Below are 15264 nucleotides of genomic sequence, written 5' to 3' on the forward strand. Positions count from 1 at the left end.
CCTTATCGTTTATCGATGCTATCGATTAACGATAAGCCTCCGGTCGCCGGTTGGCAATCACCGGAACGGATGACCTCGCCGCGGCGACCTGCCCCACCTCCACGTCGGCCACCAGCAGCCCCGGCTCCGCCCCCAGCCGCGCCCGTACCTCACCCAGCGGCGAGACCACCATGCTGTGCCCGATGCCGGTCGGCGCCGAGGTCCCCGGATCCTCACCCACCGCCGCCGGATCCGCCTGGCCCACCGCCACCACCCAGCAGGTGGAATCCAGCGCCCTGGCCCGCACCAGCAGTTCCCACTGCTCCCGCTTGCCCTCGCCCGCACCCCACGAGGCCGGCACCAGGATCACCCGCGCCCCCAGCCCGGCCAGCCGCACGAACAACTCGGGGAAGCGCACGTCGTAACAGGTCGCGAAGCCGAACCTGACCCCGTCCGCGTCCGCCGTGACCACCCGGTCCCCGGGCGCCACCGTCCGCGACTCCGTGAAGCCGAACGCGTCGAACAGATGCACCTTGTCGTACCAGGTGTCCACCCCCCGCCCCGTGATCAGCAGCGTGTTGCGCACCCGCCCGTCCGGGTCCGGGGTGAACATCCCCGCCACCACCAGCAGTCCGTGCCGCGCCGCGATCTCCCGCACCCCCGCCGCCCACGGCCCGTCCAGCGGCTGCGCCACCGGGCCCAGCGGGACGCCGAAGCGCGCCATCGCGGCCTCCGGGAACACCAGCACCCGCGCGCCACGTTCCGCCGCGCGTTCCGCCGTCTGCGCCAGCAGCGCCAGATTCTCCCGCGGGGACGCCCCCGAGAGCACCTGCCCCACCGCGATCCGCACCGTCGCCCCGGACCCGTCCGCGTGCTCGCCCGCCTTCTCGCCCGCGTCCACGTTCGCTCCCGCACCGTCCGTCATGCCGCCGCCTCCCACTGCCGGGCCGTTCCTGTCCGTACGAGACCATGCTCGTATGGCAACGCATGTGATCACAGGCGCGGGTTCCGGAATCGGTACGGCCGTCGCCGAACGACTGGCCGAACGCGGCGACGAGCTGTGGCTGTGGGCGCGCGACGCCGCCCGGGCCGCCCAGCTGCGCGACCGCTTCCCCGGCGCCCGCACCCTCGTCGGTGACCTCGCCGAACCCGCCCGGCTCTCCTGGGCCCTGGGCCACCAGACGCTCCCCGACCGCGTCGACTCCCTCCTGCACATCGCCGGAGTCGTCGACCTCGGCGGCATCGGCGACCTCACCCCCAAGGTCTGGCAGGCCACCCTCGCCGCCAACCTCGTCGCCCCCGCCGAACTCACCCGCCTGCTGCTGCCCCAGCTGCGCGCCGCCCAGGGCCACGTGCTCTTCGTCAACTCCGGCGCCGGACTGCGCGCCAACGCCCAGTGGGGCGCCTACGCCGCCAGCAAGCACGGCCTCAAAGCACTCGCCGACGCGCTGCGCGCCGAGGAGGCGGGCCACGGCGTGCGTGTCACCACCGTCTACCCGGGCCGCACCGCCACTCCCATGCAGGCCAAGGTGCACCAGCAGGAGGGCAAGGAGTACGACCCGGAGCGCTGGATGACCCCCGAATCCGTCGCCACCACCCTCCTCACCGCCCTCGACCTGCCGCGCGGCACCGAGATCACCGACCTGTCCGTACGCCCCACCGGCTGACCGGGCGGCCCGCGCACCCCGGCGGAACTCGTAGGCTGCCGGGGTGAACGACACGGCGAACGACGACGCGGCGAACGCACCGCGACACCCCTGGGGCCCGGCCGCGGCCACCGGGATCGGCTCCATGCCGGGCGAGGACATCAGGGAGTCGGTGCGCACCGTCACCGGCTCCCTGGAATCCCTGCCGTACCTGCCCGAACTCCCCGCCCGCGGCCCCGGGGCCGACATGACCGGCCGCACCGCCGGGCTGCTGGCCGAGCTGTACGTCCATCTGGAGCCCAGTGGCTGGCGGATCAGTGACCGCCCCGGGCGCGACACCCGCCGCGCCCGCGCCTGGCTGCGCGAAGACCTCGACACCCTGGAGGAGTTCACCCAGGGCCACCGGGGCGCGCTGAAGATCTCCGCCGTCGGCCCCTGGACCCTGGCCGCCACCCTCGAACGCCGAACCGGCGAGGCCATGCTCGGCGATGCCGGCGCCTGCCGCGACCTCACCGCCTCGCTCGCCGAGGGACTGCGCGGCCACCTCGCCGAGGTCCGCCGCCGCGTCCCCGGCGCCCGACCCGTGCTCCAGCTCGACGAACCCTCCCTCACCGCCGTGCTGCACGGTGCCGTCCCCACCGCCAGCGGCTACCGCACCCACCGTGCCGTGGACCGCGCCGTCGCCGAGGGCGCGCTGCGCGAACTGATCGCGGTGGGCCACGACGCGGGCGCCCCCGTCGTCGTGCACTCCTGCGCCCCCGGTGTCCCCCTCCCGCTGCTGCGCCGGGCCGGCGCCGACGGCGTCTCCCTCGACTTCTCGCTGCTCACCGAGCGTGAGGACGAGGCCATCGGGGAGGCGGCGGAAGGCGGGACGGCCCTCTTCCTCGGCGTGCTGCCCGGCACCGGCGAGCGGGCCGCGGAATTGTCAGACCCGGCCGGTACGGTCAGTGGAGTCAGGTCGCTGTGGCGCAGGCTGGGGCTCTCACCCGGCCTGCTCAGCGAGTCCGTGGTGATCACTCCGACGTGTGGTCTCGCGGGCGCCTCCCCGGCGTACGCCCGGGCGGCGCTGGCGCATTGCGTCCGGGCGGCGAGATCCCTCGCGGACAACCCTGAGTGAGGACGGAGACAAGACGGTGTCGGTCGAACAGCAGTCAGCAGTGCCCGCCGAGGCGCGGGAGCGGCACGCCCGGCTCGCTGAGCAGGTCGAGGAGCACCGCTTCCGCTACTACGTGAAGACGCCGGTGATCAGCGACACCGAGTTCGACGCGCTGCTGCGCGAACTCCAGGTGCTGGAGGAGGCACACCCCGAGCTGCGCACCCCCGACTCGCCCACCCAGAAGGTGGCCGGGGTGTACGAGACGGAGTTCACCTCCGTCGAGCACGCCGAACGCATGCTCTCGCTCGACAACGCCTTCGACGACGCCGAACTCGACGCCTGGGCGGACCGGGTCGCCGACGAACTGGACGGCATCCCGTACCACTTCCTGTGCGAGCTGAAGGTGGACGGTCTCGCCGTCAACCTCACCTACGAGCACGGCCGCCTCACCCGTGCCGCCACCCGTGGCGACGGCCGGACCGGGGAGGACATCACCCCCAACGTCCGCACCATCCAGGAGATCCCCACCCGGCTGAACGGGGAGCGGATCCCGGCGCTCGTGGAGATCCGCGGCGAGGTGTTCTTCCCGATGGAGCGCTTCGAGGAGCTGAACGCCCGCCTGGTGGGCGCGGGGGAGAAACCGTTCGCCAACCCCCGCAACGCGGCGGCCGGTTCGCTGCGCCAGAAGGACCCGAAGGTCACCGCCTCCCGCCCCCTTCAGATGGTGGTGCACGGCATCGGGGCGCGCGAGGGATTCGACATCGACCGCCTCTCCCACGCGTACGAGCTGCTGCACGAGTGGGGGATGCCCACCGCCAGAGCCGCCAAGGTCGTCACCTCGCTGAGCGGGGTGCGCGAGTTCATCGCCCACTACGGGGAGCACCGGCACGCCGTCGAGCACGAGATCGACGGCGTGGTGGTCAAGCTGGACGAGATCCCGCTCCAGGGGAGGCTGGGTTCCACCTCGCGTGCGCCGCGCTGGGCCATCGCCTGGAAGTACCCGCCGGAGGAGGTCAACACCAAACTGGTCGACATCCGCGTCGGAGTGGGGCGCACCGGCCGGATCACTCCGTACGCCGTGGTGGAGCCGGTCACCGTGGCGGGTTCCGAGGTGGAGTTCGCCACCCTGCACAACCAGCAGGTGGTCAAGGCCAAGGGGGTGCTGATCGGGGACACCGTCGCGCTGCGCAAGGCGGGCGATGTCATCCCCGAGATCCTGGGGCCGGTGGCCGACCTGCGGGACGGCAGCGAGCGCGAGTTCGTGATGCCCGCCGAGTGTCCCGAGTGCGGTACGGCGCTGCGGCCCATGAAGGAGGGGGACATCGATCTGCGCTGCCCCAACGCGCGCTCGTGCCCCGCCCAGTTGCGGGAGCGGCTGTACTACCTGGCCGGCCGCAAGTGCCTGGACATCGACCACTTCGGGTACGTGGCGGCGACCGCCCTCACCCAGCCGATCCAGCCGGCGACCCCGCCGCTGGCCGACGAGGGCGGCCTGTTCGACCTGCGGGTCGAGGAACTGCTGCCGATCACCTCCTACGTGCTGGACCAGGACACCGGGCTGCCCAAGCGCGACCCGGAGACCGGCGAGCCGAAGGTCGTCACCTTCTTCGCCAATCAGCAGGGCGAGCCCAAGAAGAACACCCTGGCGATGCTGGAGGCGATCGAGGCCGCCAAGCAGCAGCCGCTGGCCAGGATCCTGACCGGGCTGTCCATCCGGCACGTGGGGCCGGTGGCGGCGCAGGCGCTGGCGCGTGAATTCGGTTCGCTGGACCGGATCATGGCGGCCGGCGAGGAGGAACTCGCGGCCACCGAGGGGGTGGGCCCGACCATCGCGGCCTCGCTCACGGACTGGTTCGCCGTCGACTGGCACCGCGAGATCGTCGAACGGTGGCGGGCCGCCGGGGTGCGGATGGAGGACGAGGGGGCCGGAGAGGACGCCGGCCCGCGCCCGCTGGAGGGCGTCACGGTGGTGGTCACCGGCACGCTCGGCTCCCACACCCGTGACGGAGCGAAGGAAGCGCTCCAGAGCCGGGGCGCCAAGGTGACCGGATCCGTCTCCAAGAAGACCGGTTTTGTGGTGGTGGGGGACAGCCCCGGGTCGAAGTACGACAAGGCCGTCCAGCTGAAGGTGCCGGTGCTGGACGAGGCCGGCTTCGCGGTGCTGCTGGACCAGGGCGCCGACGCGGCTCGTGAAGTGGCCCTGGGCGCGGGGGAGGAAGCGGAGGAAGCGGAGGAAGCGGGCGAAAACGCCGGGAAGAACGGGCAGGAGACGACGAAAGAGAAGAAATGACGCGGGAGCAACAGAAGATGACGTGTGGGTGACGCGGGGCGACGGGATATAGCAGGGAAGGTGGCTTCCGCCCGCAAGGTGTGAAGAAAACGCCCGACTTTCCGCCACCCCGCGCACGATGGGGCGGACCGCGGCCTAGTGTGGGGGGTGTGCCTGCCCTGGCGCGGGCAAGGAAGCCGTGAGAGGGACCCGCATGCAGTCAGCCCCCACGGGACGACCGACCCAGCGGCGCAACTGCGCGTGGCTGGCCCGGTACACCCGGCCCGCCGTCCTCATCACCGCCGCCATCGCCCTGCTCATCGGCGTCTCCCGGGTGGTCGCCGAGGGACACGCCCTCTTCCCGGGCGCCCGCGCCGGATTAGGTTTCGCGCTGCTCACCGGCGTCGTGGTCACCCACCTGGTGGCCGTACGCGGCGACCGCTGGTGGGGCAGCTCCGGCTCGGGCGCCGCCCTGGCGCTGTCCATGCTGCTCCAGTACGGCTGGGTCCCGGCCCTGCTCATCAGCCTCGCCGTGGTCACCCTCGTCGGCGCCGCCCGCCGCGACCGGCGCCAACAGGCCCTGGTCCACGGGTCCATCGACATCCTGGGGGTCGGCGCCGCCGGGCTGACGCTGGCCGTCTTCGGCGTGCGCCCCAGCGTCGCGCACCCGTGGCATCCCGACGACTGGACCCCGGCCATCCTCCTCCAGCTGCTGCTGGGCGCCGTGGCCTACCTGGTGGTCTCGCGCACCCTGCACTGGCTGTGCGACACCCCCTCCGCCGCGCTGCCCGCCGCCGGTTCCGCGGTCACCGCCGCCGCGCTGCTGCGGCAGGGCACGATAGCGCTCGCCCTGCTGTGCTTCGCCCCGCTCATCGTCGTGGTCGCCGCCGAAGTGCCGCTGCTCATCCCCCTGTTCGCGGTCCCGCTGATCGCCCTGGACCGCACCCTGTGGCTGGCCAACGCCCGCGCCGAGGAGCAACTCCTCGACCCGCTCACCGGACTGCCGAACCGCCAGTGGCTGCTGGACCGCACCCGTGCCGCCCTGGAGGAGGCCGCCCCCGAAGCGGCCCCCACCCCCGAGCCGGCCGACGTCCCGGCCCGCTGCGCCCTGGTCCTGATCGACCTCGACAGCTTCCGCGACGTCAACGACACCCTGGGTCATCTCACCGGCGACCGGCTGCTGCTCCAGATCGCCGACCGGATACGCGCCGGCCTGCCCCCGGAGGCCGCCGCCGCCCGGCTCGGCGGCGACGAGTTCGCCGTGCTGCTGCCCGGCGTCGAGTCCGCCGACGCCGCCCGGCACATCGCCCGCGATCTCATCCGTTCCCTCAGCGCCCCGCTCGAACTCGACGGCCTCACCCTGCTGATGGAGGCCAGCGCCGGCGTCGCCGTCGCCCCCGACCACGCCCGCGAGGCCGAGGACCTGCTGCGCCGCGCCGATGTCGCCATGTACGCCGCCAAACGGGATCGGTGCGGCGTCCAGGTGTACGAGGCCAGCCGCGACGAGCACACCCCCGACCGGCTCGGACTCCTCGGCGACCTGCGTCACGCCCTGGAGCGCGGCCAGGTCGAACTGCACTACCAGCCCAAGGTCGGCTTCGACGGCGCCGTCGCCGGCCTGGAGGCCCTCATCCGCTGGGTGCACCCCGAACGCGGCCGGGTCCCCCCGGACGAGTTCATCGCCATCGCCGAGACCTCCGGGCTGATGCCGCAGCTCACCGAGTACGTCCTGGAGACCGCGCTGCGTCAGGTGGCGCACTGGCGGGCCGCCGGACTGACCGTCCCGGTGGCCGTCAACGTCTCACCCCGCGACGTGTACACCGACGGTTTCACCGAGGCGGTGGCCGCCCGCCTCGCCCGGCACCGGGTCCCGGCGGGCTCGCTCCAGCTGGAGATCACCGAGCACGTCATGCTGGAGGACCCGCAGCACGCCGCCGACACCCTCGCCGGGCTCACCGCGCACGGCGTGAAGATCTCCCTCGACGACTTCGGCACCGGCTACTCCTCCCTGTCCTACCTGCGCACCCTGCCGGTCAGCGAGCTCAAGATCGACCGTTCCTTCGTCGCCGGCCTGGCCGCCGACCCGCAGAACGCCGAGATCGTCCGCTGCACCATCGAACTCGCCCACTCCCTGGGCCTGGTGGTCGTCGCCGAGGGCGTGGAGGACGACGAGACCTGGGAACGGCTGCGCGACATGGGCTGCGACGCCGTCCAGGGCTGGCTGGTGTCCGCCGCCCTGCCGCCCGCCGAGGCCACCGCCTGGCTGCGCGGGCGCGACAGCGACCCGCCGCCCGCCGAGGCGGCGCGGGCCACCGGCGCCGGAGAACTCCCGCACAACCACCAGCCGGTGCGCTGACCCGCACCCCGCCCGCACGGTGCGCGGGGCCCGCTCCCGTACCCGCCGCGCAGCCCGCCCGGCGGCCCGCCCCGGGCCCCGCCGGTAACGCGCGCGCGGGCGCCCCCGCCGGACCCATAGGATTGGGGCCGAAACCAGCCCTCGACCAACAATGAGGATCGCCGCATGCCAGGCATCACGCGCGAGGAGGTCGCCCACCTCGCCCGGCTGGCACGTCTGGAGCTGACGGACGAAGAGCTCGACCACTTCGCCGGTCAGCTCGACGACATCATCGGCGCGGTCGCCCGCGTCTCCGATGTCGCCGACCAGGATGTGCCCCCGACCTCCCACCCGCTGCCGCTGACCAACGTCATGCGCCCGGACGAGGTACGGCCCTCGCTCACCCCGCAGCAGGCGCTCTCCGGCGCGCCCGCCGCCGCCCAGCAGCGCTTCAAGGTGCCGCAGATCCTCGGGGAGGAGGCATGACCGACGTGATCCACCGCACCGCCGCCGAGATCGCCGCACAGATCGCCGACGGCTCCGTCACCGCCACCGAGGTCGCCGAGGCGCACCTGGCGCGGATCGACGCCGTCGACGAGAAGGTGCACGCCTTCCTGCACGTGGACCGCGAGGGCGCCCTCGCCCAGGCCCGCGCCGTCGACGAGCGGCGCGCCGCCGGGGAGAAGCTCGGCCCGCTGGCCGGTGTCCCGCTCGCGCTCAAGGACATCTTCACCACCGAGGGCGTCCCCACCACCTGTGCCTCCAAGATCCTCGAGGGCTGGATCCCGCCCTACGACGCCACCGTCACCCGCCGCCTGAAGGCCGCCGGGGTGGTGATCCTGGGCAAGACCAACATGGACGAGTTCGCCATGGGCTCCTCCACCGAGACCAGCGCGTACGGCCCCACCGGCAACCCGTGGGACCTCACCCGCATCCCCGGTGGCTCCGGCGGCGGCTCGGCCGCCGCGATCGCCTCCTACCAGGCGCCGCTGGCGATCGGCACCGACACCGGCGGCTCCATCCGGCAGCCCGCCGCCGTCACCGGCACGGTCGGCGTCAAGCCCACCTACGGCGGGGTCTCCCGCTACGGCATGATCGCCTTCTCCTCCTCCCTGGACCAGGGCGGCCCGTGCGCCCGCACCGTGCTCGACACGGCGCTGCTGCACGAGGCGATCGCCGGGCACGACCCGCTGGACTCCACCTCCATCAACGCGCCGGTGCCCGCCGTCGTCGAGGCGGCCCGCAACGGCTCGGTGGCCGGGCTGCGGGTCGGCGTGGTCAAGGAGTTCCGCGGCGAGGGGTACCAGCCCGGCGTCATGGCCCGCTTCGACGAGGCCGTGGAACTGCTGCGCGAGCTGGGTGCCGAGGTCGTCGAGGTGTCCTGCCCGTCCTTCGACAAGGCGCTCGCCGCGTACTACCTCATCGCGCCCTCCGAGTGCTCCTCCAACCTGGCCCGCTTCGACGCCATGCGGTACGGGCTGCGGGTCGGCGACACCGGCGGGCGCTCCGCCGAGGAGGTCACCACCCTCACCCGGGGCCAGGGCTTCGGGGACGAGGTCAAGCGGCGCATCATGCTCGGTACGTACGCCCTGTCGTCCGGCTACTACGACGCGTACTACGGCAGCGCCCAGAAGGTCCGCACCCTCATCACCCGCGACTTCGAGCGGGCGTTCGGCGATGTCGACGTGCTGATCTCGCCGACCACCCCGACCACCGCCTTCGCCATCGGCGAGCGCGTGGACGACCCGATGGCCATGTACCTGGCCGACCTGTGCACCATCCCCACCAACCTGGCGGGCAACGCCGCCATGTCGCTGCCCTGCGGCCTGGCGGACGAGGACGGCCTGCCCGTGGGCCTGCAGATCATCGCCCCCGCGATGGCCGATGAACGGCTGTACCGCGTGGGAGCGGCGGTCGAGGCCGGCTTCCAGGCACGCTGGGGACACCCGTTGCTGGAGGAGGCACCCGCGCTATGAGCAAGAAGACCAAGTCCAAGGCCAGTACGTACCTGTCGATCGGCACCACCCTGTTCGGGGCGATCGGCGTGGTCAAGCAGCTGCGCACCGCCCGTGAGGAGCGCGACGCGCTGGAGCTGGCCGACGCCGTCATCTCGGCCGCCGCGATCGTCACCGGCCTCGCCCTGCTGAGCCGGGAAGTGCGCCGCATCAACCGGGAGGCGGAGCTCGCCCTCCCCGAGCCCACTGACCGTGTGTGAGAGGTACGACCCGTGACCGTGACTGACGACCTGGTGTCGTACGAGGACGCCCTCGCGTCCTACGACCCCGTCATGGGCCTTGAGGTCCATGTCGAACTCGGCACCGCGACCAAGATGTTCTGCGGCTGCGCCACCACCCTGGGCGCGGAGCCGAACTCCCAGACCTGCCCCACCTGCCTGGGGCTGCCCGGCGCCCTGCCGGTGGTCAACGCCGTGGGCGTGGAATCCGCCATCCGGATCGGTCTCGCGCTGAACTGCGAGATCGCCGAATGGTGCCGGTTCGCCCGGAAGAACTACTTCTATCCGGACATGCCGAAGAACTTCCAGACCTCGCAGTACGACGAGCCGATCGCCTTCAACGGCTACCTCGACGTGCAGCTGGACGACGGCACGATCTTCCGGGTGGAGATCGAGCGCGCCCACATGGAGGAGGACACCGGCAAGTCCACCCACATCGGTGGCGCGACCGGCCGTATCCACGGGGCCTCGCACTCCCTGCTGGACTACAACCGGGCCGGCATCCCGCTGATCGAGATCGTCACCAAGCCGATCACGGGCGCGGGGGAGCGGGCGCCGGAGGTGGCCAAGGCGTACGTCGCCGAGCTGCGCGAGCTGATCAAGGCGCTCGGCGTCTCCGAGGCCCGCATGGAGATGGGCCAGATGCGCTGTGACGTGAACGTGTCACTGCGCCCGCACGGGCGGGAGAAGTTCGGCACCCGCAGCGAGACGAAGAACGTCAACTCGCTGCGCAGCGTCGAGCGCGCCGTGCGCTTCGAGATCCAGCGGCACGCGGCGGTGCTGGACGGTGGCGGCGCCATCGTCCAGGAGACCCGGCACTTCCATGAGGAGAACGGTTCCACCACCTCGGGGCGGGTCAAGGAGGAGGCGGAGGACTACCGCTACTTCCCCGAGCCCGACCTGGTGCCGGTGGCCCCGCCCAAGGAGTGGGTGGAGGAGCTGCGCGGCGAGCTTCCCGAGCTGCCGCGTGCCCGGCGCAACCGGCTGCGCGAGGAGTGGGGCATCTCGGAGCACGAGATGCAGTCCGTGCTCAACGCCGGTGCGATCGACCTGATCACCGCCACCATCGAGGCGGGCGCCGATCAGGCCGCCGCGCGCAAGTGGTGGATGGGTGAGCTGGCGCGGCGGGCGAACGAGGCGGGCGCCGAGCTGGCCGCGCTGCCGGTGACGCCGGCCCAGATCGCGCGGGTCGCGGCGCTGGTGGCCGAGGGCTCGCTCAACGACAAGCTGGCCCGGCAGGTCATCGAGGGCGTGCTGGCGGGCGAGGGCTCGCCGGACGAGGTCGTCGAGGCGCGCGGGCTGAAGATCGTCAAGGACGAGGGCGCGCTGGGCGCGGCCGTCGACGAGGCGATCGCCGCCAACCCGGGCGTGGCCGACAAGGTACGCGGCGGCAAGGTCGCGGCGGCGGGCGCGCTGGTCGGCGCGGTCATGAAGGCCACCCGTGGCCAGGCGGACGCGGGGCGGGCCAGGGAGCTGATCCTGGAACGCCTGGGCGTTCAGGGCTGAGCCACCCGCTCCGCGCGACAGGCACCAGTGGGGGCGGCCCCGTCCGAGGAGGACGGGGCCGCCCCCACCGTCGTGTTCGGTGCGGGTGGCCCGCCTCCCGGGCGGGTCACCGGCGGCCTGCACCGTCGGTGCCGGGTCCGGCTGCCGCGGCACGGGACCGCCGCCGCGCGCCGTCCAACTGTCGCCTAAGGACCCCCGGGCACCGGGATAAGGCACTCCCGGGGCGTGTAACGCGGCGTTCTCCCGATGTGCCGTCAGGGGCTGTCGGCGCACAGTGAAGGCATCGCCCGGCACCGGCCGGCGCGACGCACACCCGGGAGGGACGCCATGACCATGGAGTACGAACTGCACAAGCAGCGCGCCGCCGAACTGGAACGGGCCGCCGCCGAACGCCGCCGCGCCCGGCGGGCCGCCCCCACCGGTCGCCGGAAGCCGGCCGCGCCCGCCGCGGAGCCGGCGGCGCGCGGAGGATGGTCGACCGCGGCGTGAACGCCGGCCCCGACGCGATATCGGGTGTCGTGGCCGGTGTCGCCCGTGCGATGCTCGGGCAGGTGGAGAGCCCTCGGATCAGCCCCGTGTTCATCGGCCGGGAGACCGAACGCGCCGCCCTGACCGCCGCGCTGGGGCGGGCCGGGGCCGGGGAGCCGCAGGTCCTCGTCATCGGCGGTGAGGCGGGCGTGGGCAAGACCCGGCTGCTGGAGGAGTTCCTGGCCGCCGCCCGGAACGGCGGCGCCGTCACCGCCGTCGGCGGCTGCGTCGAACTGGGCGCCGACGGACTGCCCTTCGCCCCCCTGGCGTCGCTGCTGCGGTCCCTGCACCGCCGGCTGGGCGACGAACTGACCGCGGCGGCCGGCGGCCGGGAGACCGAGCTGGCCCGGCTGCTGCCCGAACTGGGCGAGGCACCCGCCACGGGCGACGGCGAGCCGGACCGGGCCCGGCTGTTCGAGCTGACCGTCCGGCTGCTGGAGCGGCTGGCCCCGGCCGGACGCCCCCTGATCCTCGCGGTGGAGGATCTGCACTGGTCGGACCGCTCCACGCGGGAACTGCTCGGGTACCTCTTCCGCTCCCTCCAGGGCTCCCACCTGATGGTGCTGGTCACCTACCGCGCCGACGAGATCCACCGCCGCCACCCGCTGCGCCCCTTCCTCGCCGAGCTGGACCGGCTGCGCACCGTTCGGCGGCTGGACCTGGCGCGGTTCACCGAGCACGAGGTGGCCGCCCAGATGACCGCCATCACCGGGGCCGCGCCGGACGCCGCGCTGGCCAGGTCGGTGTTCGAACGGTCCGAGGGCAACCCGTTCTTCGTGGAGGAGCTGACCGCCGACGGCGGCGCGGCCAGCGCGGCGCTCAGCCCCACGCTGCGCGACCTGCTGCTGGTGCGGATGGAGGCCCTGCCCGAGCAGAGCCAGGAGGTGCTGCGGGTGGTGGCCGCGGGCGGCTCCTTCGTGGAGCACGCCCTGCTCGCCGAGGTCGCCGGCTGCTCCGAGGCCGAGCTGCTGGCCGCGCTGCGCACGGCGGTCGGCGCCCACCTGCTGGTTCCCACCGAGGGCGGCGACGGCTACGCCTTCCGGCACGCGCTCATGCGCGAGGCGGTGCTGGACGATCTGCTGCCCGGTGAGCACGCCCAGCTCAATCTCCGTTACGCGCGCGGTCTGGAGGCGGCCGGTGACGCCGTACCGGAGGATCAGCGCGCCGCCCGGCTCGCGGGGTACTGGTACCACGCCGGTCAGCGGGAGAAGGCGCTGCCCGCCGTGCTGGAGGCCGCGGTCCACGCCCGCCGCCGCTACGCCTACGCCGAGCAGCTGCGGCTGCTGGAACGGGCCCTGGAGCTGTGGGACGGGGTGCCGCAGCGGGTACGGGCCGGTCTGCGCCCGGTGGACTACGTCTGGGCCTATCCGGCCCCCTCCGCGGACGGCGCCCTGGACTTCGTCGATCTGCTGGCCGAGGCCACCATGGCGAGCCTGCTGTCCGAGGGGTTCGACCGGGCCAAGTCCATCAGCCGCCGTGCGCTGCGCGCCCTGGACGAGCACCGCGATCCGCTGCGCGCCGCGTGGTTCTGGCTGCAGCGTTCGCGGATGGACAACGGCCCCGAGCGCGGCGACGGCCGCGCCGAACTGCTCAGGGCCCGGGAACTGGTGCGCGGACTGCCGCCGTCCGTGGTGCACGCCCAGGTGATGGCGCTGGACGCCGCCCGGCAATCGTCGGGGGAGCCGGTGGGCCCGCAGATGTTCGAGTCGGCCGAGCGGGCGGTGTCGCTGGCCCGGCTCGTGGACGCCGAGTCCATCGAGCTGTACGCGCGCTTCACCCTGGCCTGTCTGCACACCGAGGCCGGCGACGCGGAGGAGGGCATCGCCGAGATGACGGCGGTGCTGGAGCGGGTGCTGGCCCGTGGCGAGGTGAGTCTGCTGGGCCGCTGCCTGGTCAACTTCGGCGTCACCGTGGCGGAGGCCGGCCGGCTGGACCTGGCGCTGGAGATGACGGAGCGCGGGCTGCTGCTGGCCGACCGCTTCGGCCTCGCCGACACCACCAGCTGGCTGTCCTGCAACCGGGCGATGGTGATGCTGCACCGGGGCCGCTGGGCGGAGGCCGCCGCCTCGCTCAGGACCGTCGGGCAGCGGACCCGAACCGACACGCCGCGGGCCGCCGCCCGGGTGATGGCCGCCCAGCTGGCGTTGCTGCGCGGCGATGTGCCGGCCGCCCGCGCCGAACTGGCCGCGGTGCACGCGGGCTTCCGCACCCCGGAGCTGCGCCGTGACTTCCTGATCGGGCTGAACCGGGTGGAGCTGGAGCTGGCGGTGCGCGCGGGTGACATCCGGCTGGCCAGGGAGCTGTTCCGGGTGTCCGTGGCGGGCGGTGCGCCGCCGTTCAACGCCAGCCACCTGTGGGGGCTGTTCCACGCGGCGGCCCGCGCGGAGTCGGACACCCGGGGGCTGCCGGAAGCGGACGAGGGCCGCCCGGAGGCGGTCCGCCTGATCCGCGAGGCCATGGCACCCGTATCCCGGCGCTCTCCGCTGTGGGCGGGCATCGGCCGGGTGGTCGATGTGGAACTGCTGCGTGCCGAGAGCCGGGATACGGCGGGGCGCTGGGCCGAGGCGGTGGCCGGCCTCGAACCGCTGGGGCTGCCCCACCACCTGGCGGATGCCCGGGTGGGCTGGGCGGAGGCGCTGCTCACCCGGGACACGCAGGCGGCGGGGGAGGAGCGGGAACGGGCGGCCCGGTTGCTGCGGCAGGCGCGCACGGTGGCGGCCGAGCTGGGCGCGGCGCCGGTGGTGGCCCGCGTCGATCAGCTTGCGGCGCGCACCCGGGTCGCCCTGGAGCCCCGTCCCGTGCCCGCACCGCGGCAGCCGGCGGCGACGTCCGCACCCGAGGACCCGTTCGGGCTCACTCCCCGGGAGCGGGACGTGCTCGCGCTGGTCGCCGAAGGGCGCAGCAACCGGCAGATTGCCGAGCGGCTGTTCATCTCGCCCAAGACGGCGAGTGTGCATGTCTCCAACATCCTGGCGAAACTGTCGGTCACCAGCCGCGGTGAGGCCGCGGCCCTGGCGCACCGGCTCAGGCTGCTGGCGCCCGTGACCCCGGGACGCTGACGGTGACCCGGCCCGACTCCAGATCGATCGGGCCGGCGCCACCGGGCGCGTTGCTGCCCTCGTCGACCCGGTCGAACTCCAGCCGCCAGGCCTCTTCCTCGGTGTGGTACCCACTGGGCCGGAACAGCGCTTCCATCAGACTGAACGGATTGGGCATCCTCGCCTCCCAGGTCGAGAACCGATCCTCGTCTCATCGGAAAGGACGATGAGGAGGGGCCGGGAGTTCCGCCGCGGGGGCCTTACCCGCCGCCGCCCCCCACTCCGGCCCGCCTAAGGACCCCGCCGTACGCGCGGATGCGCAGGCTGCCCGATGTGCCCGCCCCACCTGCCCGAGGAGTGTGGAGGCATCCAGAGATCAGCCACCACGGCGAAGGCGGGGACCCCATGTACGGCGACCTCAACATCGACATCGTCCGGGAACGCATCGAGAGCCTGCGGCGCGAAGCGCGCCACGAGCGCCTGCTGCGCGAGGCCGGCCGGGCACGGCGGGCGGCCGACGCCGCGAGGCCGGCCGTCACGGGAGCGGACGGAGGTCAGGAACGGAGCGTACGGGCGTCCGTACCCCGCCGCTGGCTGCGGACCCGCGCGTGACACCCGCCGCTCCTGTCCCCGG

13 protein-coding genes are annotated in these 15264 nt (G+C 73.5%); 11 read left to right on the forward strand and 2 right to left on the reverse strand.

What is annotated here, in order from left to right; genetic code table 11:
- Positions 1-25: 25 nt before the first annotated feature.
- Complete coding sequence (locus tag SXIM_RS21340) at positions 26-829, reverse strand: carbon-nitrogen hydrolase family protein (protein ID WP_030738829.1); 804 nt, start codon at positions 827-829, stop codon at positions 26-28.
- A 127-nt stretch (positions 830-956) separates the two neighbouring features.
- Here SXIM_RS21340 and SXIM_RS21345 point away from each other — a divergent pair, with 127 nt between their 5' ends.
- The 10 genes from SXIM_RS21345 to SXIM_RS21385 all read left to right on the forward strand — a co-directional run bounded on the left by SXIM_RS21345 (position 957) and on the right by SXIM_RS21385 (position 14651).
- Positions 957-1646 carry an SDR family oxidoreductase gene (locus SXIM_RS21345; RefSeq protein WP_030738831.1) on the forward strand — a complete coding sequence of 230 codons (690 nt, stop codon included), beginning with the start codon at positions 957-959 and terminating at the stop codon, positions 1644-1646.
- 43 nt (positions 1647-1689) lie between these two features.
- Positions 1690-2742, forward strand: a complete 1053-nt coding sequence (locus tag SXIM_RS21350; protein WP_030738834.1) for a methionine synthase — start codon at positions 1690-1692, stop codon at positions 2740-2742.
- Positions 2743-2758: 16 nt separating this feature from the next.
- A complete protein-coding gene (gene ligA / locus SXIM_RS21355; protein WP_046724906.1) occupies positions 2759-5011 on the forward strand; it encodes an NAD-dependent DNA ligase LigA in 2253 nt (750 codons plus the stop codon).
- Positions 5012-5204: 193 nt separating this feature from the next.
- Positions 5205-7346, forward strand: coding sequence for a putative bifunctional diguanylate cyclase/phosphodiesterase (locus tag SXIM_RS21360; protein WP_078635884.1), 2142 nt, complete (start codon positions 5205-5207; stop codon positions 7344-7346).
- Positions 7347-7511: 165 nt separating this feature from the next.
- On the forward strand, positions 7512-7811 hold the full coding sequence (gene gatC, locus SXIM_RS21365; RefSeq protein ID WP_019434265.1) for an Asp-tRNA(Asn)/Glu-tRNA(Gln) amidotransferase subunit GatC: 300 nt from the start codon (positions 7512-7514) through the stop codon (positions 7809-7811).
- Entirely contained in the window at positions 7808-9301 is a 1494-nt protein-coding gene (gatA, locus tag SXIM_RS21370) for an Asp-tRNA(Asn)/Glu-tRNA(Gln) amidotransferase subunit GatA (protein ID WP_046724907.1), read from the forward strand. The genes gatC and gatA overlap by 4 nt, the downstream gene beginning before the upstream one ends.
- Positions 9298-9540 carry a hypothetical protein gene (locus SXIM_RS21375; RefSeq protein ID WP_030738856.1) on the forward strand — a complete coding sequence of 81 codons (243 nt, stop codon included), beginning with the start codon at positions 9298-9300 and terminating at the stop codon, positions 9538-9540. The genes gatA and SXIM_RS21375 overlap by 4 nt, the downstream gene beginning before the upstream one ends.
- Before the next feature lie 12 nt (positions 9541-9552).
- Entirely contained in the window at positions 9553-11064 is a 1512-nt protein-coding gene (gatB, locus tag SXIM_RS21380) for an Asp-tRNA(Asn)/Glu-tRNA(Gln) amidotransferase subunit GatB (RefSeq protein WP_030738860.1), read from the forward strand.
- Between the two features lie 327 nt (positions 11065-11391).
- Positions 11392-11553, forward strand: a complete 162-nt coding sequence (locus tag SXIM_RS27555) for a hypothetical protein (protein ID WP_158708096.1) — start codon at positions 11392-11394, stop codon at positions 11551-11553.
- Positions 11554-11603: 50 nt separating this feature from the next.
- Complete coding sequence (locus SXIM_RS21385; protein ID WP_046725831.1) at positions 11604-14651, forward strand: ATP-binding protein; 3048 nt, start codon at positions 11604-11606, stop codon at positions 14649-14651.
- Here SXIM_RS21385 and SXIM_RS21390 read toward each other — a convergent pair.
- Complete coding sequence (locus tag SXIM_RS21390; RefSeq protein ID WP_030738866.1) at positions 14617-14808, reverse strand: DUF6191 domain-containing protein; 192 nt, start codon at positions 14806-14808, stop codon at positions 14617-14619. The two genes, SXIM_RS21385 and SXIM_RS21390, sit on opposite strands and share 35 nt — an antisense overlap.
- A gap of 227 nt (positions 14809-15035) precedes the next feature.
- Between SXIM_RS21390 and SXIM_RS21395 the strand changes: the two genes are divergently transcribed.
- Positions 15036-15242 carry a hypothetical protein gene (locus tag SXIM_RS21395; protein ID WP_046724908.1) on the forward strand — a complete coding sequence of 69 codons (207 nt, stop codon included), beginning with the start codon at positions 15036-15038 and terminating at the stop codon, positions 15240-15242.
- Positions 15243-15264: the final 22 nt, after the last annotated feature.

Source organism: Streptomyces xiamenensis (assembly GCF_000993785.3).
GTDB classification, from domain to species: Bacteria; Actinomycetota; Actinomycetes; order Streptomycetales; family Streptomycetaceae; genus Streptomyces; species Streptomyces xiamenensis.